Genomic DNA, 22638 nt, shown 5'->3' on the forward strand with positions numbered 1-22638 from the left:
CCAGATTTCAGATGCAGTTGACGTCGCGGCCGGCTACAACGGCACTAGCCAACCTGGCGCCATTTGGCGCAGGTGCTCGGTCAATTGGGCGAGCAGTTGCCCGCCATTGCGCCAATGATGCCAGTACAGCGGCACATCGATGGGAGTATCGGCGCAGATTTCCACCAGTTCGCCACACTGCAGCTGCGCAGTCACCTGCCGCTCCGGCACCAGGCCCCAGCCCAGGCCGGCTTCGGTCATGCGCAGAAAGCCCTCCGAGGACGGGCACAGGTGATGCAAAAAACCATCGGCAATGCCTAGCGATGCGAGATAACGGTGCTGGAGGAAGTCATCCGGGCCGAACACGATCGCCGGGGTCCGCGCCAGCCGGCTGGCGTCGAAGCCCTGCGGGAAATGCCGGGCCATGAATGCCGGGCTTGCCAAGGCGCGATAGCGCATGGCGCCCAGTGGCTGGCTGCGCGCGCCGGCCACCGGGCGCTCGCTGCCACACAGGCAAGCCGCAACCTCACCGGCGCGCATGCGCTTGAGGCCGACGTCCTGATCCTCGACTACCAGGTCCAGCAACACCGGCTGTTCGGCGCAAAACGCACCCACCGCACCGGCCCACCAAGTCGCCAGGCTATCGGCATTGAGCGCAATGCGCAGACGTTCGGGCATACCGCCTTCGTCCAGCGCCGGCACCTGGCGCTGCAGGTCACGCTCGAGCAGGCGCACCTGCTGCACATGGTTGAGCAGTTGCCGGCCGACTTCGGTCGGGCTCGGCGGCATGGCGCGCACCAGCACCGGCTGGCCGACCCGCGCTTCGAGCAGCTTGATCCGCTGCGACACGGCCGATTGCGACAGGCCAAGCACTTGTGCTGCGCGCTCGAAACCGCCTTGTTCGATGACCGCCGCCAGGGCCGCCAGGAGCTTGTAGTCGAACATCGATTTCTCTAATGCCTGATCAGCTTTATTGGTTTTTCTTATACAACGCAGATCGGCACAATGACCAGCATTCGATCAAGCAATCAGCGCCAGCCAATCGGTTGGTGGCAGTGGAGTGTCTGCGCTATGTGGCAAAGTTATATGAACGGCATGCTGGTTGCCTTTGGCCTGATCATGGCCATCGGCACGCAAAACGCGTTTGTCCTGGCGCAGAGCCTGCGCCGTGAACACCATCTGCCGGTGGCCATCCTCTGCGTGGTCTGCGACGCCCTGCTGGTTGCCGCCGGAGTGTTCGGACTGGCCACGGTGCTGGCGCAGAACCCGACGTTGCTGGCTGCTGCGCGTTGGGGCGGCGCGGCGTTCTTGATCTGGTACGGGGCCAAGGCCTTGCAACGGGCCTGCTCCAAACAAAGCCTGGAGCAGGAGCAAGGCCAGGGCTCCCGCTCGCGCCGGGCGGTGCTGCTCAGCGCCTTGGCAGTGACCCTGCTCAACCCCCATGTGTACCTGGATACGGTGCTGCTGATCGGCTCCCTGGGCGCCCAGCAAACCGTGCCCAGCGCTTACGTAGCGGGTGCGGCCAGCGCCTCACTGGTGTGGTTCTTCACCCTCGCCCTCGGCGCAGCCTGGCTGGCACCGTGGCTGGCACGGCCGGCGACCTGGCGCCTGCTCGACCTGATGGTGGCAGTGATGATGTTCGCGGTGGCCGCGCAGCTGATTCTGGGCTGAATGCCACTGGCGCCGGCGCTGCAACTATTTGTCCCTATAGTTGTTGCGTGGTTATGCGCGGGGGCTGGTGATATGATCCAAGGCTTGCGTCGCAAAGAGTACAAACTCGCCGACGTACCTCGGGCCGCCCGTGATCGGCCTTGCGCAAACCGCGAATTAGACCTGAATCAGGAGATCCACCATGGCTTTTGAATTGCCGCCGCTGCCGTACGCCCATGATGCCCTGCAGCCGCACATCTCCAAGGAAACCCTGGAGTATCACCACGACAAGCACCACAACACCTATGTCGTGAACCTGAACAACCTGGTCCCAGGCACCGAATTCGAAGGCAAGACCCTGGAAGAGATCGTCAAGACCTCTTCGGGTGGCATCTTCAACAACGCCGCTCAGGTCTGGAACCACACCTTCTACTGGAACTGCCTGGCACCAAACGCCGGCGGCCAACCGACTGGCGCACTGGCCGAGGCCATCAACGCCGCCTTCGGTTCGTTCGACAAGTTCAAGGAAGAGTTCACCAAGACTTCGGTCGGCACCTTCGGTTCCGGTTGGGGCTGGCTGGTGAAGAAAGCTGACGGTTCCCTGGCACTGGCCAGCACCATCGGCGCCGGCAACCCGCTGACCAACGGCGACACTCCGCTGCTGACCTGCGACGTCTGGGAGCACGCTTACTACATCGACTACCGCAACGTCCGTCCTAAGTATGTCGAGGCGTTCTGGAACCTGGTCAACTGGAAGTTCGTTGCCGAGCAGTTCGAAGGCCAGACCTTCAAGGCCTGATCGGCTTCGCTTTTGGCACAAAAAAAACCCGGCACTCGCCGGGTTTTTTTATGCCCGCTCGCACCGCTGCAAATCCAGCTTGATCCGCCCGCATAGCGCGCTAACATCAAATCTCTGGGAAAGTTGGCGCATAGCACTAAAGTAGCAAGCCTGCGCAACCGATACAGTAGCAATGCAACAAAGGGTCGATAGTGTCTTGCCACAACTACTGGCAAAATAATGGCATGCGCATGGATTAAGGAATCCCCATTGAAGCTGCAATTGCGGAACAGCTTATCGGTCAAGTTGCTCAGGGTAGTGCTGCTGTCGGCGCTAGCGGTTGGCGTCGTCCTTAGCTGTGCGCAGATCGTCTACGACACCTACAAGACGCGTCAGGCGGTGAACAGCGATGCCCAGCGCATCCTCGACATGTTCCGTGACCCGTCGACGCAGGCGGTTTACAGCCTCGACCGGGAAATGGGCATGCAGGTCATGGAAGGCCTGTTCCAGGATGACTCGGTGCGCATGGCCTCGATCGGCCACCCCAACGAAACCATGCTCGCAGAGAAATCGCGACCGCTGCGCGACATGTCGATGCGCTGGCTGACCGATCTGTTGCTCGGTCAGGAACGCACCTACACCACGCAACTGGTCGGCCGCGGCCCCTACAGCGAGTATTACGGCGACCTCAGCATCACCCTCGACACTGCCGCCTATGGCAAAGAATTCCTGATCAACGCCGTGATCATCTTCATCTCCGGCGTACTACGAGCGCTGGCCATGGGCCTGGTGCTGTACCTGGTCTACCACTGGCTGCTGACCAAGCCGCTGTCGAAGATCATCGAGCACCTTACCCAGATCAACCCTGATCGGCCCAGCCAGCATCAGATTCCGCTGGTCAAAGGCCACGAAAAGAATGAACTGGGTTTGTGGGTCAACACCGCCAACCAGCTGCTGGCCTCGATCGAGCGCAATACCCACCTGCGCCATGAAGCCGAGAACAGCCTGCAACGTATGGCTCAGTATGACTTTCTGACCGGCTTGCCCAACCGCCAGCAATTGCAGCAGCAACTGGACAAGATCCTCGTCGATGGCGGCCGCCTGCAGCGCCGAGTGGCGGTGCTGTGCGTAGGTCTGGATGACTTCAAAGGCATCAACGAACAATTCGGTTATCAGGTCGGTGACCAGTTGCTGCTGGCCCTCGCCGACCGTCTGCGCGCGCACAGTGGCCGCCTCGGCGCCCTGGCCCGGCTGGGCGGCGACCAGTTTGCGCTAGTCCAGGCCGACATCGAGCAGCCTTACGAGGCGGCCGAACTGGCCCAGAGCATCCTCGACGACCTGGAGGCGCCGTTTGCCCTCGAGCAGCAGGAAATCCGCCTGCGCGCGACCATCGGCATCACCCTGTTCCCGGAGGACGGCGACAGCACCGAAAAGCTCCTGCAAAAGGCCGAGCAGACCATGACTCTGGCCAAGGCGCGCTCGCGCAATCGCTACCAGTTCTACATCGCCAGCGTCGACAGCGAAATGCGCCGACGCCGCGAACTGGAAAAGGACCTGCGCGAAGCCCTGCCGCGCAACCAGCTGTACCTGGTTTATCAGCCGCAGATCAGCTACCGCGACCACAGCGTAGTCGGCGTCGAGGCCCTGCTGCGCTGGCAGCATCCGCAGCTGGGCATGGTCCCGCCCGACCAATTCATCCCGCTGGCCGAGCAGAATGGCCACATCATCCCGATCGGCGAATGGGTCCTCGACCAGGCCTGCCGGCAACTGCGCGAATGGCATGATCAGGGCTTTGGCGAGCTGCGCATGGCGGTCAACCTGTCGACCGTGCAACTGCACCACAACGAGCTGCCGCGGGTGGTCAACAACCTGCTGCAGGCCTATCGCCTGCCGCCACGCAGCCTTGAGCTGGAAGTCACCGAAACCGGCCTGATGGAAGACATCAGCACCGCCGCCCAGCACCTGCTGAGCCTGCGTCGCTCAGGTGCGCTGATTGCGATTGACGACTTCGGCACTGGTTATTCTTCGCTCAGCTACCTGAAATCGCTGCCGCTGGACAAGATCAAGATCGACAAGAGTTTTGTCCAGGACCTGCTCGATGACGACGATGACGCCACCATCGTTCGCGCCATCATCCAGCTCGGCAAGAGCCTTGGCATGCAGGTCATCGCCGAAGGCGTGGAAACCGCCGAGCAGGAGACCTACATCATTGCCCAGGGCTGCCATGAGGGGCAGGGCTATCACTACAGCAAGCCGCTGTCGGCGCGCGAGCTGACTGCCTACCTCAAGCAGGCCCAGCGCAATCAGGTCTCAGTGCTGTAAACCCCGCCAGAACAGGAAAATGCCCCACCCGCGGGCATTTTCATGAATTCACTGCCCACCCCTTTACAGCAAATGCAAATCTTTCGCATGATGTCACGGTTTCGCGTGCCACGGCACACGTCCAAACCCACCACGCAGGAAACCAACAATGATTCGTATGCCTCTGGCCTCCGCCAGTCTGCTGGCCATCGCTATCGCCCTCGCCGGTTGCGGCGAAGGCAAAAATGACAAGGCCGCCGCTCCGCAAGCCCAGGCACCTGCTGCCGCCAGCACCACCGCCGCGACCGCCGGGGCGATCGACGAGGCGGCTGGCAAGGCCGTGGTCAAGCACTATGCAGAGCTCGTCTCGGCCGTCTACAGCGACTCGCTGAGCACCGCCAAGACCCTGCAAAGCGCGATCGACGCGTTCCTCGCCACGCCGAACGACGAAACCCTGCAAGCCGCCAAGGATGCCTGGGTCGCTGCCCGCGTGCCGTACCTGCAGAGCGAAGTGTTCCGCTTCGGCAACACCATCATCGATGACTGGGAAGGTCAGGTTAACGCCTGGCCACTGGACGAAGGCCTGATCGACTACGTCGACAAGAGCTACGAGCATGCGCTGGGCAACCCTGCCGCCAGCGCCAACATCATTGCCAACACCGAAATCCAGGTTGGCGAAGACAAGATCGACGTCAAGGACCTGACCCCGGAGAAACTCGCCAGCCTGAATGAGCTGGGCGGTTCCGAGGCCAACGTCGCGACCGGTTACCACGCAATCGAATTCCTGCTCTGGGGCCAGGACCTGAACGGCACCGGCCCAGGTGCGGGCAACCGTCCGGCGTCTGACTACCTGGAAGGCGCTGGCGCCACCGGTGGCCACAACGACCGTCGCCGTGCCTATCTCAAGGCGGTCACCGACCTGCTGGTCAAAGACCTCGAAGAGATGGTCGGCAACTGGGCACCAAACGTTGCCGACAACTACCGCGCCACGCTGGAAGCGGAGCCGGTCAACGACGGCGTGCGCAAGATGCTGTTCGGCATGGGCAGCCTGTCGCTGGGTGAACTGGCGGGCGAGCGCATGAAGGTTTCGCTGGAAGCCAACTCGCCGGAAGACGAGCACGACTGCTTCAGCGACAACACCCACTACTCGCACTTCTATGATGCCAAGGGTATCCGTAACGTCTACCTGGGCGAGTACACCCGCGCCGACGGCAGCAAGCTGACCGGCCCGAGCCTGTCGTCGCTGGTGGCCAAGGTTGACCCGGCTACCGACGCCACCTTGAAAGCTGACCTGGAGGCCACCGAGGCCAAGATCCAGGTGATCGTCGATCATGCCCTCAAGGGTGAGCACTACGATCAGCTGATCGCCGCCGACAATGCTGCCGGCAACCAGATCGTGCGTGATGCGATTGCTTCGCTGGTCAAGCAGACCGGTGCGATCGAGCAGGCCGCGGGCAAGTTGGGGATTGCCAACCTGAATCCGGATACTGCTGATCACGAGTTCTGATTCGGGCTGTAAACCTACTCTATTGGGGCCGCTTTGCGGCCCCAATTGCAGCAGCAACCTGACAACGATTTCATCCAGTAATTGCAAATTGCTCTTATTCAAACAATCCCGTCCTGCTAAGCTTGCACGCCGGTTTTCTGCCCAAGCCCAGGATTGTTGATGTCCTTGCTCCGCCTAAGCCCCCTGCTGCTGGCCGCTGTTCTGGTCGCCTGTGACGACGCCCCGCGTTTCACTCAGGCCGAACCAGGCGAGGCCCTGTCCGGTGGCAAGGCAACCGTCCTGCGCAGCGATCGCCAGGCCTTCTCCCTACCCTCTGCCAACCTCAGCCCCGAACGGCGGCTGGACTTTGCCGTGGGCAACAGCTTTTTCCGCAACCCGTGGGTAATCGCTCCGGCGACCACCACCGCGCGTGACGGGCTCGGCCCGTTGTTCAACACCAACGCCTGCCAGAACTGCCACGTCCGCGACGGCCGCGGGCACCCGCCGGAACTCGACGACAGCAACGCAGTGTCGATGCTGGTAAGGCTGTCGATCCCCGACCAGCCCGCCTACGCCAAGGAAATCGAACGCCTGGGCGTGGTCCCAGAGCCGGTCTACGGCACGCAGTTGCAGGACATGGCCATCCCCGGCATCAAGCCCGAGGGCAAGGTCCGCGTCAGCTACAGCAGCGAGACCGTACGCTTCGCCGACGGCCACACGGTGGAATTGCGCCGCCCGCAATTGCAGATCACCCAGCTCGGCTACGGCCCGCTGCACCCCGCCACGCGTTTCTCGGCGCGGATCGCGCCGCCGATGATCGGCCTGGGTTTGCTCGAGGCAATCCCCGAAGCGGCGATTCTGGCCAACGCCGACCCGGACGATCGCGACGGCGACGGCATCCGCGGGCGCGCCAATCAGGTCTGGGATGACGCCCAGGGTAAGACCGTGCTCGGCCGCTTCGGCTGGAAAGCCGGGCAGCCCAACGTCAACCAGCAGAACGTGCATGCCTTTGCCGGCGACATGGGCCTGACCAGCACGCTCAAGCCCCATGACGACTGCACCCCGGCCCAGACCGATTGCCTGGCCGCGCCCAACGGTGACGGCGCCGACGGCGAGAAAGAGGTCAGCGACAATATCCTGCGCCTGGTCACCTTCTATACCCGCAACCTGGCCGTGCCGGCCCGCCGCAACGTCGACGCACCACAGGTGCTGGCCGGCAAGAACCTGTTTTTCCAGGCCGGCTGCCAGGGCTGCCACACGCCGCAGTTCACCACGGCCAGCGCAGGCGTCGAGCCGGAGCTGGCCAACCAGCTGATTCGCCCCTACAGCGACCTGCTGTTGCATGACATGGGCCCCGGCCTGGCCGACCAGCGCAGCGAGTTCGCCGCCGGTGGCCAGGACTGGCGCACAGCGCCGCTGTGGGGCCTGGGCCTGACCGAAACGGTCAGCGGCCACACTCAGTTACTGCACGATGGGCGCGCCCGCAACCTGCTCGAAGCCGTGCTCTGGCATGGCGGCGAAGCGCAGGCGGCGCGCGACCAGGTCTTGACCTTCAATGCCGAGCAACGCGCCGCGTTGCTGGCTTTTCTGAATTCACTTTAACGCGCAAGGAGCCGGGCATGTTCCGACCCAAACTGTTGTTCACCAGCCTCGCCGCAATCGCCCTCGGTGCTTGCTCGCCGCAAGACCCGCAGGCCGTCACCTCGGCGGCAATCGCCAAGCAGGTGATCTTGCCGACCTACAGCCGCTGGGTCGAAGCTGACCGCCAGCTGGCCGCCAGCGCCCTGTCCTACTGTGAAGGCAAAACCACCCTGGACGCCGCTCGCGCCGACTTCCTCAACGCGCAAAAAGCCTGGGCCGAGCTGCAGCCTCTGCTGGTCGGCCCGCTGGCCGAAGGCAACCGCCCGTGGCAGGTTCAGTTCTGGCCCGACAAGAAAAACCTGGTCGGCCGTCAGGTCGAGCAACTGGTCAACGGCGACAAGCCGATCGACAACGAGACCCTGGGCAAGTCCAGCGTCGTCGTGCGCGGTCTGTCGGCCTACGAGTACATCCTCTTCGACAGCAAGCCGGACATCGCCACCCCTGAGCAGAAGGCCCGCTACTGCCCGCTGCTGGTGGCCATCAGCGAACACCAGAAGGCCCTCGCCGAAGAGATCCTCAAGGGCTGGAACAGCACCGACGGCATGCTTTCGCAGATGACCAAGTTCCCCAACCAGCGCTATGCTGACTCGCACGAGGCGATCGCCGATCTGCTCCGCGCCCAGGTCACCGCACTGGACACCCTGAAGAAAAAGCTCGGCGCACCGATGGGCCGCCAGAGCAAGGGCATCGCCCAGCCGCTGCAGGCCGAAGCCTGGCGCAGCCACTCTTCGATGAAGAGCCTGGAAGCCAGCCTGAAAGCCGCCCAGGCGGTCTGGGTCGGGGTCGACAACCGCGGCTTGCGCGGCCTGCTCAGCAAGGACCAGAGCGCCCTCGCCGACAAGATCGACGCCGCCTATGCCAACGCGCTGAAGCTGCTGGCCGCCAACGACAAGCCCCTTGGCGAGCTGCTCGCGGACGACGCCGGCAAGCAGACCTTGAACGATATCTACGACAGCCTCAACGTGGTTCACCGCCTGCACGAAGGCGAGCTGGCCAAAGCGTTGAACATTCAGCTGGGCTTCAATGCCAACGACGGTGACTGACATGCTGCGACGCCAGGCCCTGAAACTTGCCAGTATCGCCCTTAGCGCCCTGACCCTGGGCGGCTGGAGCCTGCTGCGCAACAAAGGCAGCGAGCCACTGCTGCTGTCGGCCCGCGACGATGCCGACGGCAAGCACTACGCCGTCGGCTATCGCCTCGACGGCAGCCAGGTGTTCGCCACCGAAGTGGGCCAGCGTTGCCACGCCATCATTCATCACCCGCAACAGCCGATTGCGCTGTTCGTGGCGCGTCGCCCCGGCACCGAAAGCTATCTGGTCGACCTGCGTGATGGGCGTTTGCTGCAAACCCTGACGGCGCAGCCCAACCGGCATTTCTATGGCCATGCGGTGATGCACAAGGACGGCGAGTGGCTGTACGCCACCGAGAACGACACCACCGATCCGGGCCGTGGCGTACTCGGGGTGTATCGCTTCGACGGTGAACGCCTGGTGCACAGCGGCGAGATCTCGACCCACGGCATCGGCCCGCACGAGCTGGCGTGGATGCCCGACGGCGAAACCCTGGTAGTGGCCAACGGCGGCATCCGCACCGAAGCCGAAAGCCGGGTGGAGATGAACCTCAACGCCATGCAACCAAGCCTGGTCATGATGCAGCGCGATGGCACCCTGCTGTCCAAGGAAACCCTCGGCCAGCAGATGAACAGCGTGCGCCACCTGGCCATCGGCAGCGACGGCACCCTGGTCGCTTGCCAGCAGTTCATGGGCGCATCGGATGAGACCGCCGAGCTGCTGGCGATCAAGCGCCCGGGCGAACCGTTCCAGGCATTCCCGGTGCCGGAGCGGCAATTGCAGTCGATGGCTCAGTACACTGCCAGTGTGGCCATCCACAGCGAGTTGCGGCTGGTCGCCCTGACTGCGCCGCGGGCCAACCGGCTGTTCATCTGGGACCTGGACACGGCAGCGATCAAGCTCGACGCACCGATGCCCGACTGCGCCGGCGTGGGTGCGGTGAAGGACGGTTTTGTGGTCACCTCCGGCCAAGGCCGTTGCCGCTTCTACGACTGCCGCAAACAGCAGCTTGTGGGCCAGCCGCTGGAGCTGCCGTCTGGCTTGTGGGATAACCATCTGCATCTGGTTTGATCAGATAGAGCCGTCGGATAGCCGGGGCCAGCTGCGCTGGCCTATCGCGATCGTTCCGGCGCCCCGGCACCCGCGTTCCATCGACATGCGCGGTCCACTGTAGGAGCGGCCTTGTGTCGCGAATGGGCTGCGCAGCGTCCCCAGCATTCTTTGGCGCTACGCAAATCCCGGGCCCGCTACGCGCGCCTTTCGCGACACAAGGCCGCTCCTACAAAGACAGCGTGCGTTCGATGTTCGCGGGATGCCGCGATTTATTTGTCTCGCTCAACGATTGCTGGGCAGATTTAGATCAACGAACGGCCCATTCGAAACACTACTCACTGAAAACCAGCGATACTCAGTGCATTCGCACGTGGGCAGGAACGCCCGTGGTCGTGCCTCAGCCATAACAATGACTACCTCCAGGGAAGTGGACCTATGCTGCGCCGGCGCATGCTGATCATGTTGGCCATCGTGCTGTTGATCGTGTTGATTCTGGGGGGCTACAAGGCCTTTTCGATCTATCAGCAGATCCAGATGTTTACCGCACCGAAACCGCCGGTCAGCGTTGCCGCCGCAACGGCTGAGCAGCGCCCATGGCAGCAGCGCCTGCCGGCGGTCGGCAGCCTCAAGGCGTTGCAGGGCGTCGAGCTGAGCCTGGAGCAGGCCGGTACGGTGAAGTCGCTGCACTTCGAGTCTGGCCAGCAGGTCAAGCAAGGCCAGTTGTTGCTGCAACTGGACAGCGATCAGGAAGCCGCCCTGCTCGGCACCGCCCAGGCTGACCTAGGCCTGGCCAAGGTGGACTACGGCCGTGGTAGTCAGCTGGTTGGTGACCAGGCTATCTCTCGCGGCGAGTTCGACCGGTTGACTGCGCAGTACCGGCGTAACCAGGCGGTGGTCGATCAGCTCAAGGCCTCGCTGGAGAAGAAGAGCATCAAGGCGCCGTTCAGCGGCACCATTGGTATCCGTCAGGTCGACATCGGCGATTTTCTTGCCAGCGGTACGGTGATCGCTACCCTGCAGGACCTGTCCAGCCTGTACGTCGACTTCAACATGCCCGAGCAGAGCCTGCCGCAACTGGCCCTCGGCCAAAAAGTGCTGCTGCAGGTGGCGGCGTTCCCTGGCCAGACCTTCAATGCCACGCTCAGCGCGATCAACCCCAAGGTCGACGAGAACACCCGCAACCTGCTGGTCCGCGCCAGCCTGGCCAACCCCGATGGCAAGTTGCTGCCGGGGATGTTTGCCAGCCTGCTGGTGCTGCTGCCCGATCCTCAGCCACAGGTGGTAGTGCCGGAGAGCGCCATCACTTACACCCTGTACGGCAACTCGGTATACGTGGTCAGCCCGAAACAGAACGCAGACGGCCAGCCGGAAAACGCCGCCGACGACAAGCCGCAGCTGATCGCTGAGCAACGCACCATCCGCACCGGCGAGCGCCGTGACGGTGTGGTGGTGGTCAGTGAGGGGCTCAAGGCGGGAGAACGGGTGGTCAGTGCCGGGCAACTGAAACTGACCCCGGGCGCCGCCATCCAGATCACCGAGCAAGCGTCGACCACCCCAGCCAGCGCTCCGCGCGGCAACTGAGCAGGAGGCTGACATGGCGTTCACAGACCCGTTCATCCGCCGCCCGGTGCTGGCCAGTGTGGTCAGCCTGCTGATCCTTCTGCTCGGCTTTCAGGCCTGGAGCAAACTACAGATCCGCCAGTACCCACAAATGGAAAACGCCCTGATCACGGTGACCACCGCCTACCCCGGGGCCAACGCCGAGACCATCCAGGGCTATATCACCCAGCCGCTGCAGCAGAGCCTGGCCAGTGCCGAAGGCATCGACTACATGACCTCGGTGAGCCGGCAGAACTTCTCCATCATCTCGATCTACGCACGGGTTGGCGCCAACAGCGACCGTTTGTTCACCGAGCTGCTGGCCAAGGCCAACGAAGTGCGCAACAAGCTGCCGCAGCAGTCCGAAGCGCCGGTATTGAGCAAGGAGGCAGCAGACGCCTCGGCGCTGATGTACATCAGCTTCTACAGCGAGCAGATGAGCAACCCGCAGATCACCGACTACCTGTCACGGGTGATCCAGCCCAAGCTGGCGACCCTACCGGGCATGGCCGAGGCCGAGATCCTCGGCAACCAGGTGTTTGCCATGCGCATCTGGATCGACGCGGTCAAATTGGCCGGCTTCGGCCTGACCGCCAATGACGTCACCGATGCCGTGCGCCGCTACAACTTCCTCTCGGCCGCAGGCGAGGTCAAGGGCGAGTACGTGGTCACCAGCATCAACGCCACCACCGAATTGAAATCACCGGAGGCGTTTGCTGCATTGCCGCTGAAGACGGCCGGCGACACCAGGGTGCTGCTCGGCGATGTCGCCCGGGTCGAGATGGGCGCAGAGAACTACGACACGGTCAGCTCGTTCGACGGCACGCCCTCGGTGTACATCGGCATCAAGGCCACGCCGTCGGCCAACCCGCTCGAGGTCATCAAGGAAGTGCGGCGGGTCATGCCGGAGCTGGAAGGTCAACTACCGGCCGGGCTCAAGGTGTCGATTGCCTACGACGCGACGCTGTTTATCCAGGCCTCCATCGACGAAGTGATCAAGACCCTCGGCGAAGCGGTGCTGATCGTCATCGTCGTGGTGTTCCTGTTCCTCGGCGCGCTGCGCTCGGTGCTGATCCCGGTCGTCACCATCCCGCTGTCGATGATCGGCGTGCTGTTCTTCATGCAGACCATGGGCTACTCGCTGAACCTGCTGACCTTGTTGGCGATGGTGCTGGCGATCGGCCTGGTGGTGGACGATGCGATCGTGGTGGTGGAAAACATCCATCGCCATATCGAGGAAGGCAAGACGCCGTTCGATGCGGCGCTGCAAGGCGCCCGCGAAATTGCGATACCGGTAGTGTCGATGACCATCACCCTGGCCGCGGTGTACGCACCAATTGGTTTTCTCGAAGGCCTGACCGGTGCGCTGTTCCAGGAGTTTGCCCTGACCCTGGCGGGTGCAGTGGTGATCTCCGGCATCGTCGCCCTGACTCTGTCGCCGATGATGTGCGCGTTGCTGCTGCGCCGCGAGCAGAACGCCAGTGGCCTGGCGCATCGCCTCGACCGGATCTTCGACGGGCTCAAGCTGCGTTATCAACGGCTGCTGCACGGCACCCTCGACAGCAGGCCGGTGGTGGTGGTGTTTGCCGTGATCATCCTGTGCCTGATACCGGTGCTGCTCAAGTTCACCCAGAACGAGCTGGCGCCCGACGAGGATCAGGGCGTGATCTTCATGATCAGCAGTGCGCCGCAGCCGACCAACCTTGATTACCTGAACACTTATACCAATCAGTACACCGGGATCTTCAAAGGCTTCCCGGAGTATTACTCGTCGTTCCAGATCAACGGCTTCAATGGCGTGCAGAGCGGCATCGGTGGCTTCCTGCTCAAGCCATGGAACGAGCGCGAGCGCAGCCAGATGGAGCTGCTGCCGCTGGTCCAGGCCAAGCTTGCCGAAATCGCCGGCCTGCAGATCTTCGGCTTCAACCTGCCGGCGCTGCCCGGCACTGGAGAAGGTTTGCCGTTCCAGTTCGTAATCAATACCGCCGGTGATTACCCGGCGCTGCTCGAGGTCGCCCAGCGAGTCAAGGAGCGCGCGCAGGCGTCCGGCAAGTTCGCCTTCCTCGACATCGACCTGGCGTTCGACAAGCCCGAGGTGGTGGTCGACATCGACCGGGCCAAGGCGGCGCAGATGGGCGTGTCGATGGACGTGCTCGGCGGTACCCTGGCCACCCTGCTCGGCGAAGGCGAGATCAACCGCTTCACCCTCGAAGGGCGCAGCTACAAGGTCATCGCCCAGGTGGAACGCGCCTATCGCGACAATCCCGACTGGCTCAACAGCTACTACGTGAAGAACAACCAGGGCCAACTGCTGCCGTTGTCGACCCTGATCACCCTGAGCGACCGTGCTCGACCGCGCCAGCTCAACCAGTTCCAGCAACTGAACTCGGCGATCATTCAGGGCGTGCCACTGGTGAGCATGGACGAAGCGCTGGCGACGGTGCGGCAGATCGCCAGTGAAGAAGCGCCAGAAGGCTTCTCGTTCGACTACGCCGGGGTATCGCGGCAGTTCGTCCAGGAAGGCAGCGCGCTGTGGGTAACTTTCGGCCTGGCGCTGGCGATCATCTTCCTGGTGCTGGCGGCGCAGTTCGAGAGCTTCCGTGACCCGCTGGTGATTCTGGTGACGGTGCCGTTGTCGATCTGCGGGGCCTTGCTGCCGTTGTTCCTGGGCCTGTCGAGCATGAACATCTACACCCAGGTCGGCCTGGTGACGTTGATCGGGCTGATTACCAAGCACGGCATTCTGATCGTCGAATTCGCCAATCAGCTGCGCAAGGACAAGGGGCTGGATGTGCGCGAAGCCATCGAAGAGGCGGCGGCGATCCGCTTGCGGCCAGTGCTGATGACGACCGCGGCGATGGTGTTCGGCATGGTGCCGTTGATTCTGGCGACAGGCGCTGGGGCGGTCAGCCGCTTTGACATCGGTATGGTGATTGCCACCGGGATGTCGATCGGGACCTTGTTCACGCTGTTTGTGCTGCCGTGCATCTACACGCTGCTAGCGCACAAGACCGTGGCACGGGAGGCGGAGGTAACGCGCGGGTGAAGTACACGCTGCCTGCTGGGTCGTCACTCGACCCAGTCGGCAGCGCTCACCTCAGCGGCGTACCGGGCGCTTCTGCAGCTTGCGCTGCAAGGTGCGCCGGTGCATGCCCAGCGCCCGCGCCGTGGCGGAGATATTGCCTTCGTGCTCGCCGAGCACGCGCTGGATGTGTTCCCACTGCAGGCGGTCCACCGACATGGGGTTTTCCGGTACCAGCGAATCCAGATCAGCGTGCTCGGACAGCAACGCCGCCAGCACGTCATCGGCATCAGCCGGTTTGCACAGGTAATTGCAGGCGCCACGCTTGATCGCCTCGACCGCAGTGGCAATGCTCGAGTAACCGGTGAGGATCACCACGCGCATTTCCGGGTCCATCTCGAGCAGCTTGGGCAGCAGCACCAGGCCCGAATCACCGTCCATTTTCAGGTCCAGCGCGGCATAGTCGGGCAGGTCGTGCTGGGCCAGGATCAGACCTTCCTCGGCCGACGACGCGGTGCTTACGCGGAAACCGCGGCGGCTCATGGCCCGGGACATGACCCGGGTGAAGGTGGCATCGTCGTCTACCAGCAACAGGTGCGGCAGCTCTTCGCCGTCGATCTGGGTTTCATCAGTCATCATTCATCTCCTCGCTTGCCACGGGGCAGGCGCAGCTCGGTAAGCGTGCCGCCCTGCTCATGACTATAGAGTTTCACCGAGCCGCCCGCACGCGTAACGCTGGCCTTGCTCAGAAACAGGCCAAGACCGAAGCCTTTGCCCTTGGTGGTAAAGAAGGGTTTGCCGATGGCCTCGGCAATGGCCGGAGGAATGCCCGGGCCATGGTCGCGGATACTGATGATGATGTCCTCGGCGTTCCAGTCGAGGCGCACTTCAAGGTCATCCGGGCAGGCATCGGCAGCATTGTTAAGCAGGTTCAGCAGCGCTTGGGTCAGGTCGGGCGGTGGGGTCAGTTGCGGCACCTCGCCATCGCGCAGGCGCTGGAAGCGGTAACTGGCTTCGGGGCGCATCAGGTGCCAGCGGTTGAGTGCTTCGTCGAGCCAGGCGGTAACGTCCTGCTCGACGATGGCCATGCGTCGGTTAGCCTCGGCGGCGCGCACCAGTTGCTGCAGGGTCTGTTTGCACAGCTTGACCTGGTCTTGCAGGATCGCCAGGTCCTCCTGCAACTGCGGGTCGTGATGGTCCTGGCGCATCTCGTTGATCAGTACGCTCATGGTCGACAGCGGCGTGCCCAGCTCATGCGCGGCACCGGCGGCCTGCGTGGCGACGGCCAGCAATTGCTCATCGCGCAGACTCTCTTCGCGGCGCTCGCCACGCCATTGCTCCTGGCGGCGCAACTCTTCGGCCATGCGTGCGGCAAAGAAGGTGATCACCGCCGCGGCCAGGGCAATACTCAGCCACATGCCGTAGACCTGCATGGTGTCGCGCGCCAGCGGCAGCGTTTCCAGCGGATAGAACTGCACCAGCAACAGACTGTAGGCGACCAGGGCCAGGCCCGAGAGCACCAGCGAGTAGATCCACGGCAAGGTCACCGCAGCAATCGCCAGCGGCACCAGGTAATAGGAGACGAACGGGTTGGTCGAGCCACCCGAGTAGTACAGCAAGGCGCTGTGAATCAGCAGGTCACAGGCCAGCTGGAAGGCGTACTCGAGTTCGGTAACCGGCAGCGACAGGCGCAGGCGCAAGGCGGTGAAGGCGCACAGCAGCGATGACAGCGCCAGGGTTGCCGCCAGCGACAGCCACGGCAGCGGCAGCAGTTCGGTCCAGTAGGCAACGCCGACCGAGCCGGCCTGGGCGGCCAGCACCAGGACCCGAATCACGGTCAGGCGCCAGAGGTTCTGGCGAGTTGCAGACAACGGTTGTGCGGCAGCGAGCATGAGCTCTCCTGATGAGTGCTCCAGGGACATCGGCGGGAGTATACCCAAGCCTGGCCTTGCACTGCAGCGCTGCGGCAAAGCGCCACACTTTGTCACAGCTTGATGATGGCACTTTTGAACCCACTACACTGAAACCGGTCCTATGGGCCATGCGTGGCATGGATAATTACTCGCCACGCCTATTCTTCGCCAAGGAGTCACCTATGCATATGTCTCGTCGCAGCACTGCCCTGCTGCTTTCCTGCGGCCTGTTGGCCAGCCTCCCGGCGCTGGCTGAAGAGCCGCGTTACAACCAGGTCTCGCTACGCGCCGAAGTCAGCAAGGAAGTGCCCCGCGACCTGATGGTCGTGACCCTTTACAGCGAAGCTCAGAACAGCGATCCGGGCAAGCTGGCCAAGGACATTACCGAGACCATGAACAAGGCCATGCAGCAGGCGCGTCAGGTCAAGGAAGTGAAAATCAGCCAGGGCAGCCGCAACAGCTACCCGGTCTACGATGCCAAGGGTCAGAAGATCACCGCCTGGCGCGAGCGTGCCGAGCTGCGCCTCGAGAGCGCCGACTTCCCGACCCTGTCGAAACTCACCGGCGAGCTGCTGCAGGACCTGAAGATGGGCGGCATGGACTTCTCCATTGCCCAGACTACGCGCAAGACCAGCGAAGACGAGTTGCTCAAGGATGCGGTAAATGCCTTCAAGGCTCGCGCTCAGCTGGCGACCGAGGCCCTCGGCGGCAAGGGTTACAAGGTGGTCAACCTGAACCTGAACAGCAGCGGCTATCCGCGCCCTTATATGCGCAGCGCGCCAATGGCGATGAAAGCCATGGGGGCTGATGAGGCGGCGGTGGCGCCTGAAATCGAAGCGGGCACCAGTGAAGTCAGCATGAATGCTGACGGTTTGATTGAAGTGCTGATGCCTTGATCGATTGATCTGCACGTTATACAGGGGGCCGCTTTGCGGCCCCTTCTTACATCGCTTTAAGCCCTTTCCTACGCCCCAATGCGGCGCTTCTTCCTTGACATCCCGCTGCGCAACATATGGCAAAAAGCCGCCATCTTCGCCGCGCAAACGATCAACTTCGCCATTACTTACACCCAGGCGACATTATCGTACGCTCGTTCCACATTCCGCCTGCCAGCTATCACCCACACTGTTGCATTGCCAATCTGCCACGCATAAAGATCGATGGGTCGGCTCACAAGGCCATCTCAGCTAAAAATGACAACAATGAGGCCATCATGCTCAAACATGCAGTCATTCCGCTTTTATTCGGCGCAGGTTTGCTCGCCGGAGCGCCGTCGGCCAGCGCCGTGAGCAACCTGGTGTTTTGTTCGGAGGGTAGCCCGGCAGGCTTCGATCCTGGTCAGTACACCACTGGCACCGATTTCGACGCTTCGGCCGAGACCATCTTCAATCGCCTCAGCCAGTTCGAGCGCGGCAGCACCAAGGTGATTCCGGGTCTGGCGACCAGCTGGGACGTCTCCGACGACGGCAAGACCTGGACCTTCCACCTGCGCGAAGGGGTCAGGTTCCACACCACGCCGTACTTCAAACCGAGCCGCGACTTCAATGCCGATGACGTGCTGTTCACCTTCCAGCGCATGCTCGACAAGAACCACCCGTTCCGTAAGGCATACCCCAGCGAATTCCCTTATTTCACCGACATGGGCATGGACCGCAACATCGCCAGCGTCGAAAAAATCGATGAGCACAGCGTGCGTTTTACCCTCAATGAGGTAGATGCAGCGTTCATCCAGAACATGGCGATGAGCTTTGCCTCGATCCAGTCAGCGGAATACGCCGATCAACTGCTAAAGCAGGGCAAGCCGGCCGACATCAACCAGAAGCCGATCGGCACCGGCCCGTTCGTTTTCAACAAGTATCAAAAGGACGCGCTGATCCGTTTCAAGGGCAACAAGCAGTATTGGCAAGCCGGTGAGGTCAAGCTCGACAACCTGATCTTCGCCATCACCACCGACGCCTCGGTGCGCATGCAGAAGCTCAAGCGTAACGAGTGCCAGGTGACACTGTTCCCGCGACCGGCCGACATCCAGCCGCTCAAGGCCGACAAAGACCTGCAGATGCCTGACCAGGCTGGCTTCAACCTGGGCTATATCGCCTACAACGTGATGGACCAGATCAAAGGCAGCAACCAGCCCAACCCGCTGGCCCAGCTCAAGGTTCGCCAGGCCCTGGACATGGCGGTGAACAAGCCGCAGATCATTGAATCGGTGTACCAGGGCGCCGGCCAGCTGGCAGTCAATGCCCTACCGCCGACCCAGTGGTCTTACGACAGCAGCATCAAGGACGCCCCCTACGACCCGGAAAAAGCCAAGCAGCTGCTCAAGGAGGCCGGCATCAAGGAAGGCACCGAGATCACCTTGTGGGCCATGCCCGTGCAGCGCCCATACAACCCCAACGCCAAGCTGATGGCCGAGATGCTGCAGGCCGACTGGGCCAAGGTTGGCATCAAGGCCAAGATCGTCAGCTATGAATGGGGTGAGTACATCAAGCGCTCCAAAGGCGGCGAACAGGGCGCCATGCTGATCGGCTGGAGCGGTGACAATGGCGACCCGGACAACTGGCTGGGCACCTTGTACGGCTGCGATGCGGTCGACGGCAACAACTTCTCCAAGTGGTGCTACAAGCCCTATGACGACCTGATCAAGCAGGCCAAGGCCACCCCAGACCAAGCCAAGCGCAGCGAGCTGTACCAACAGGCGCAGCACATCCTCAAACAGCAGGTGCCGATTACCCCGATCGCTCACTCGACGGTGTACCAGCCGATGCGCAGCACGGTGCAGGACTTCAAGATCAGCCCGTTCGGCCTCAACTCCTTCTACGGCGTAAGCATCGCCAAATAACCCCGCCAGGCCCACTGCCAGCCCTTGGCAGTGGGCGCTGTAATCAGGCCATCGGACGGATCCCCCACTTCCGTCGGAAAATCCCTACAGCCCTTGGGGAAATCACAACCTGTCGCCCCCTTCCCTCCCGACGTAACGTCAGGAACGAGCAATTGCTGCCGTTCCAGCGCCCCCGCTGCGGCTGACATTGGATGAGGAGAAGGATCTGCCATGCGCCATATTCCGCTGTATTCGGTTGTATTAGGCCTGGGCTTGCTGACCCAAGCATCGCTCAGCCATGGCAACAGCCTGGTGTTCTGTTCCGAGGGCAGCCCGGCCGGCTTTGACACCGCCCAGTACACCAGCGCCACCGACAATGACGCCGCCGAACCGATCTACAACCGCCTGGTCGAGTTCGAGCGCGGCGGCACCGCAGTGCAACCGGCGCTGGCCGAAAGCTGGCAGGTCAGCGACGACGGCCTGCATTACACCTTCAACTTACGTGCGGGAGTGAACTTCCACAGCAGTTCAACCTTCAAGCCAAGCCGCGACTTCAACGCCGATGACGTGCTGTTCACCTTCCAGCGCATGCTCGACCGTCAACACCGCTTCCGCCTGGCGTACCCCAGCGAGTTTCCCTACTTCGTCAGCATGGGCCTGGACAAGAACATCGCCAGGATCGAAAGCAACGATCCGCTGAGCGTCAACTTCACCCTGAATAGCGTCGATGCAGCGTTCATCCAGAACATCGCCATGAGCTTCGCCTCGATCCTCTCCGCCGAGTATGCCGAGCAGCTGCTCGCCACCGGCCGCCCGACCGACATCAACCGCAAGCCCATCGGCACCGGGCCGTTTGTGTTCAGCAAGTATCAGAAAGACTCGCAGATCCGCTACAAGCGCAACGCGCACTACTGGGCGCCTGAGCAAGTGCAGCTAGACAACCTGATCTTTTCGATCAACGTCGACCCGTCGGTGCGGATGCAGAAGCTGCGGCGTAACGAATGCCAGGTGACCCTGAATCCAAGGCCTGCCGACCTGCCGATGCTCAGCACTGACGACAACATGCAGGTGTTGAGCATGCCGGGCTTCAACCTCGGCTATATCGCCTACAACACTCAGCACGCGCCGTTTGACCAGTTGCAGGTGCGCCAGGCCATGGACATGGCGGTCAACAAGCAGGCGATCCTGCAGGCGGTGTACCAGGACGCCGGGCAACTGGCCGTCAATGCCATGCCGCCGACGCAATGGTCGTACGACACCAGCATCAAGGACGCCCTCTACGACCCGGCCAAGGCCAAGCGCCTGCTGGACGAGGCCGGGGTCAAGCCCGGCACCGAAATCACCCTCTGGGCCATGCCCGTGCAGCGCCCTTACAACCCCAACGCCAAGTTGATGGCAGAGATGCTTCAGGCCGACTGGAACAAGCTCGGCTTCAAGGTGCGCATCGTCAGCTACGAGTGGGGTGAATACGTCAAGCGGATGAAAAGTGGCGAGCATGACGTTGCCCTGATCGGCTGGACCGGCGACAACGGCGACCCCGATAACTGGCTGGGCACGCTTTACAGCTGCGCCGCCATCGGCAGCAACAACTACTCGCGCTGGTGCGATCGCGAGTACGACCAACTGGTCCAGCAGGCCAAACAGGTCACCGACCCCGCCCAGCGCAGCGCGCTGTATCAACAGGCCCAGCAGCGCCTCAAGCAGCAGGTACCCATTACCCCGGTAGCCCATTCGACGGTCAATCAGCCGCTCAGCACTCGGGTCCAGGGCTTCAAGGTCAGCCCATTTGGCCGCAATGCCTTCACTGGCGTCAGCGTCGATTGAGCCGCTGCGCCCGCCCTCTTCGCGGACACCCCGCGTCCTCCGGCAACACCGCAACCACCCCGCGCTCACAAGGCGCGGCGATAACTAAAAAAATACAATGGAGCTGTAGCCATGAAACTACCCGTAACCACTGTACTGGCACTGTCGCTAGGTGCGTTCTGCACGGCCGCCCAGGCCGACACGCTCGGCGATGAGTTCTTCACCCTCACGCTCAGGCCCAGTGCCCAGGCTGACGCCAGTGGCTTTTTCGACGGCCAAAGCGTCACCGGCAGCACCCGCAACTGGTATGCCCGCGAACGCGCAGCACGCGCGCCGCTGTGGAAGTACAGCAAAAGCGACGGCAGCCGCCACGACACGCATAGCCGCAGCAACTGGCTGCAGGGCAGCATCCTCAACTACAGCTCAGGCTTCACCCAGGGCACCGTCGGCTTCGCCGCAGAAGTGGCGGCCTACAACGCTGTAGCCCTGGAGCGCGACCGCCGCTCGGTGGCCGGCCCCAACAACCGTACCCTGACCCACAGCAATGGCGACCCGCTCGACCAGTGGAGCAAAGCCGGCCTGGCCAATATCAAGGCGCGCATTTCCAACACCACCCTGACCGCGGGCCGCCAGTCGCTCGATACACCGATGCTGGCCAGCATCGGCAACCGTGCTCTGCCCTCGAGCTTTCAAGGCGTCAGCCTGCACAGCGCCGAATTCGACAAGCTCTCGTTCGACTTCGCCAGCTTCGACCGAGTCTCGCCACGTACCGAACAAAGCTTGAGCAAGTTCCGCAGCGAGTATGGCGCTGCTGGCCTGGAAACCGACCGCGCCAGCACCGTCGGCCTCAACTATCAGCCGCTGCCCAACCTGAGCGCCAGCCTGTACGCGGCCAAGGTGGATGACTTCTGGAACCAGTACTACTTCGGCGCCAACCATGTGCTGGGAGACAGCGCTAGCCTGAGCCTGACCAGCGCCCTGCACTACTACAAAACCAAGGACGAAGGCCGCAAGAAGCTCGGTAAAATCGATAACGACACTTACAGCCTGTCGCTGGGACTGACTCATCAGGCGCACAGCCTGACGGCGTCCTGGCAGCAGGTCATGGGCAACGAGTATTTCGACTACCTGCATGAAACCAACGGCATCTACCTGGCCAACTCATTACTCTCGGACTTCAACGGCCCCAACGAGAAATCGCTGCAGCTGGCCTATGTCCTGAACATGGCTTATTACGGCGTGCCCGGACTCAGGTTCAACCTGTACAACGCCCGCGGCTGGGGCATCGACGGCACCCACTACCGCGGTACGGCCTATGACGTGCGCGGTCTGGACGGCGAGACCCACTACGAGTGGGGTGTCGGCAGCAGCTATGTGCTGCAGAGCGGCCCATTGAAAGACACCAGCATCCGCGCTACCTATACCACCCACCGGGCCAGCAAGGCGCAGTCCGACGGCAGCCTGGATGAACTGCGCATCGTCACCACCATCCCTTTCAACATCCTTTGACCGTAGCCGCCGCGG

16 protein-coding genes are annotated in these 22638 nt (G+C 62.6%); 13 read left to right on the forward strand and 3 right to left on the reverse strand.

All coding sequences use genetic code 11. The features are described from left to right. Positions 1–33 precede the first annotated feature (33 nt). Positions 34–924 carry a LysR family transcriptional regulator ArgP gene (locus tag M2396_RS15065; protein WP_101316783.1) on the reverse strand — a complete coding sequence of 297 codons (891 nt, stop codon included), beginning with the start codon at positions 922–924 and terminating at the stop codon, positions 34–36. A 126-nt stretch (positions 925–1050) separates the two neighbouring features. Between M2396_RS15065 and M2396_RS15070 the strand changes: the two genes are divergently transcribed. The 9 genes from M2396_RS15070 to M2396_RS15110 all read left to right on the forward strand — a co-directional run bounded on the left by M2396_RS15070 (position 1051) and on the right by M2396_RS15110 (position 14604). After that, positions 1051–1650: a LysE/ArgO family amino acid transporter gene (locus M2396_RS15070; RefSeq protein WP_101316781.1), complete on the forward strand. Its 600-nt coding sequence runs from the start codon at positions 1051–1053 to the stop codon at positions 1648–1650. Between the two features lie 181 nt (positions 1651–1831). Next, entirely contained in the window at positions 1832–2428 is a 597-nt protein-coding gene (locus M2396_RS15075) for a superoxide dismutase (RefSeq protein WP_101316779.1), read from the forward strand. A 249-nt stretch (positions 2429–2677) separates the two neighbouring features. Next, positions 2678–4729, forward strand: a complete 2052-nt coding sequence (locus M2396_RS15080) for a bifunctional diguanylate cyclase/phosphodiesterase (RefSeq protein WP_101316777.1) — start codon at positions 2678–2680, stop codon at positions 4727–4729. Positions 4730–4877: 148 nt separating this feature from the next. Further along, positions 4878–6215 carry an imelysin family protein gene (locus tag M2396_RS15085; protein WP_103436147.1) on the forward strand — a complete coding sequence of 446 codons (1338 nt, stop codon included), beginning with the start codon at positions 4878–4880 and terminating at the stop codon, positions 6213–6215. A 153-nt stretch (positions 6216–6368) separates the two neighbouring features. Beyond that, positions 6369–7796, forward strand: a complete 1428-nt coding sequence (locus M2396_RS15090) for a di-heme oxidoredictase family protein (protein WP_259075775.1) — start codon at positions 6369–6371, stop codon at positions 7794–7796. Between the two features lie 17 nt (positions 7797–7813). Beyond that, positions 7814–8878: an imelysin family protein gene (locus M2396_RS15095; protein ID WP_150570806.1), complete on the forward strand. Its 1065-nt coding sequence runs from the start codon at positions 7814–7816 to the stop codon at positions 8876–8878. 1 nt (position 8879) lies between these two features. Beyond that, positions 8880–9977 (forward strand): DUF1513 domain-containing protein, encoded by a 1098-nt coding sequence (locus tag M2396_RS15100; protein WP_101316769.1) that lies wholly within the window; start codon positions 8880–8882, stop codon positions 9975–9977. A gap of 417 nt (positions 9978–10394) precedes the next feature. After that, positions 10395–11540, forward strand: coding sequence for an efflux RND transporter periplasmic adaptor subunit (locus M2396_RS15105; RefSeq protein WP_150572078.1), 1146 nt, complete (start codon positions 10395–10397; stop codon positions 11538–11540). A gap of 13 nt (positions 11541–11553) precedes the next feature. Beyond that, positions 11554–14604 carry a multidrug efflux RND transporter permease subunit gene (locus M2396_RS15110; RefSeq protein WP_259075779.1) on the forward strand — a complete coding sequence of 1017 codons (3051 nt, stop codon included), beginning with the start codon at positions 11554–11556 and terminating at the stop codon, positions 14602–14604. A 51-nt stretch (positions 14605–14655) separates the two neighbouring features. Here the strand turns inward: M2396_RS15110 and M2396_RS15115 are convergent, their stop codons facing one another. Together M2396_RS15115 and M2396_RS15120 are read right to left on the reverse strand one after the other, a co-directional pair. Further along, entirely contained in the window at positions 14656–15216 is a 561-nt protein-coding gene (locus tag M2396_RS15115; RefSeq protein ID WP_101316763.1) for a response regulator transcription factor, read from the reverse strand. Then, a complete protein-coding gene (locus M2396_RS15120) occupies positions 15216–16472 on the reverse strand; it encodes an ATP-binding protein (RefSeq protein ID WP_103436140.1) in 1257 nt (418 codons plus the stop codon). The genes M2396_RS15115 and M2396_RS15120 overlap by 1 nt, the downstream gene beginning before the upstream one ends. Before the next feature lie 203 nt (positions 16473–16675). Between M2396_RS15120 and M2396_RS15125 the strand changes: the two genes are divergently transcribed. From M2396_RS15125 to M2396_RS15140, 4 genes are all read left to right on the forward strand, one after another. Continuing rightward, complete coding sequence (locus M2396_RS15125) at positions 16676–17389, forward strand: SIMPL domain-containing protein (protein WP_101316759.1); 714 nt, start codon at positions 16676–16678, stop codon at positions 17387–17389. 317 nt (positions 17390–17706) lie between these two features. After that, positions 17707–19332, forward strand: a complete 1626-nt coding sequence (locus tag M2396_RS15130; protein ID WP_259075783.1) for an ABC transporter substrate-binding protein — start codon at positions 17707–17709, stop codon at positions 19330–19332. A gap of 210 nt (positions 19333–19542) precedes the next feature. After that, entirely contained in the window at positions 19543–21135 is a 1593-nt protein-coding gene (locus M2396_RS15135) for an ABC transporter substrate-binding protein (RefSeq protein ID WP_150570802.1), read from the forward strand. A gap of 111 nt (positions 21136–21246) precedes the next feature. Further along, the gene (locus M2396_RS15140) at positions 21247–22623 is read left to right on the forward strand and encodes an OprD family porin (RefSeq protein WP_259075785.1); all 1377 of its coding nucleotides are present in this window, start codon (positions 21247–21249) and stop codon (positions 22621–22623) included. Positions 22624–22638: the final 15 nt, after the last annotated feature.

This window comes from Pseudomonas sp. BIGb0278, assembly GCF_024809895.1.
GTDB classification, from domain to species: domain Bacteria; phylum Pseudomonadota; class Gammaproteobacteria; order Pseudomonadales; family Pseudomonadaceae; genus Aquipseudomonas; species Aquipseudomonas shirazensis.

Excerpts from the sequence above, each read along its gene's own strand:
- M2396_RS15065 (WP_101316783.1), bottom strand. The coding sequence starts at position 924 with ATGTTCGACTACAAGCTCCTGGCGGCCCTGGCGGCGGTCATCGAACAA.
- M2396_RS15070 (WP_101316781.1), top strand. The coding sequence starts at position 1,051 with ATGTGGCAAAGTTATATGAACGGCATGCTGGTTGCCTTTGGCCTGATC.
- M2396_RS15075 (WP_101316779.1), top strand. The coding sequence starts at position 1,832 with ATGGCTTTTGAATTGCCGCCGCTGCCGTACGCCCATGATGCCCTGCAG.
- M2396_RS15085 (WP_103436147.1), top strand. The coding sequence starts at position 4,878 with ATGATTCGTATGCCTCTGGCCTCCGCCAGTCTGCTGGCCATCGCTATC.
- M2396_RS15095 (WP_150570806.1), top strand. The coding sequence starts at position 7,814 with ATGTTCCGACCCAAACTGTTGTTCACCAGCCTCGCCGCAATCGCCCTC.
- M2396_RS15100 (WP_101316769.1), top strand. The coding sequence starts at position 8,880 with ATGCTGCGACGCCAGGCCCTGAAACTTGCCAGTATCGCCCTTAGCGCC.
- M2396_RS15105 (WP_150572078.1), top strand. The coding sequence starts at position 10,395 with ATGCTGCGCCGGCGCATGCTGATCATGTTGGCCATCGTGCTGTTGATC.
- M2396_RS15110 (WP_259075779.1), top strand. The coding sequence starts at position 11,554 with ATGGCGTTCACAGACCCGTTCATCCGCCGCCCGGTGCTGGCCAGTGTG.
- M2396_RS15115 (WP_101316763.1), bottom strand. The coding sequence starts at position 15,216 with ATGACTGATGAAACCCAGATCGACGGCGAAGAGCTGCCGCACCTGTTG.
- M2396_RS15120 (WP_103436140.1), bottom strand. The coding sequence starts at position 16,472 with ATGCTCGCTGCCGCACAACCGTTGTCTGCAACTCGCCAGAACCTCTGG.
- M2396_RS15125 (WP_101316759.1), top strand. The coding sequence starts at position 16,676 with ATGCATATGTCTCGTCGCAGCACTGCCCTGCTGCTTTCCTGCGGCCTG.
- M2396_RS15130 (WP_259075783.1), top strand. The coding sequence starts at position 17,707 with ATGCTCAAACATGCAGTCATTCCGCTTTTATTCGGCGCAGGTTTGCTC.
- M2396_RS15135 (WP_150570802.1), top strand. The coding sequence starts at position 19,543 with ATGCGCCATATTCCGCTGTATTCGGTTGTATTAGGCCTGGGCTTGCTG.
- M2396_RS15140 (WP_259075785.1), top strand. The coding sequence starts at position 21,247 with ATGAAACTACCCGTAACCACTGTACTGGCACTGTCGCTAGGTGCGTTC.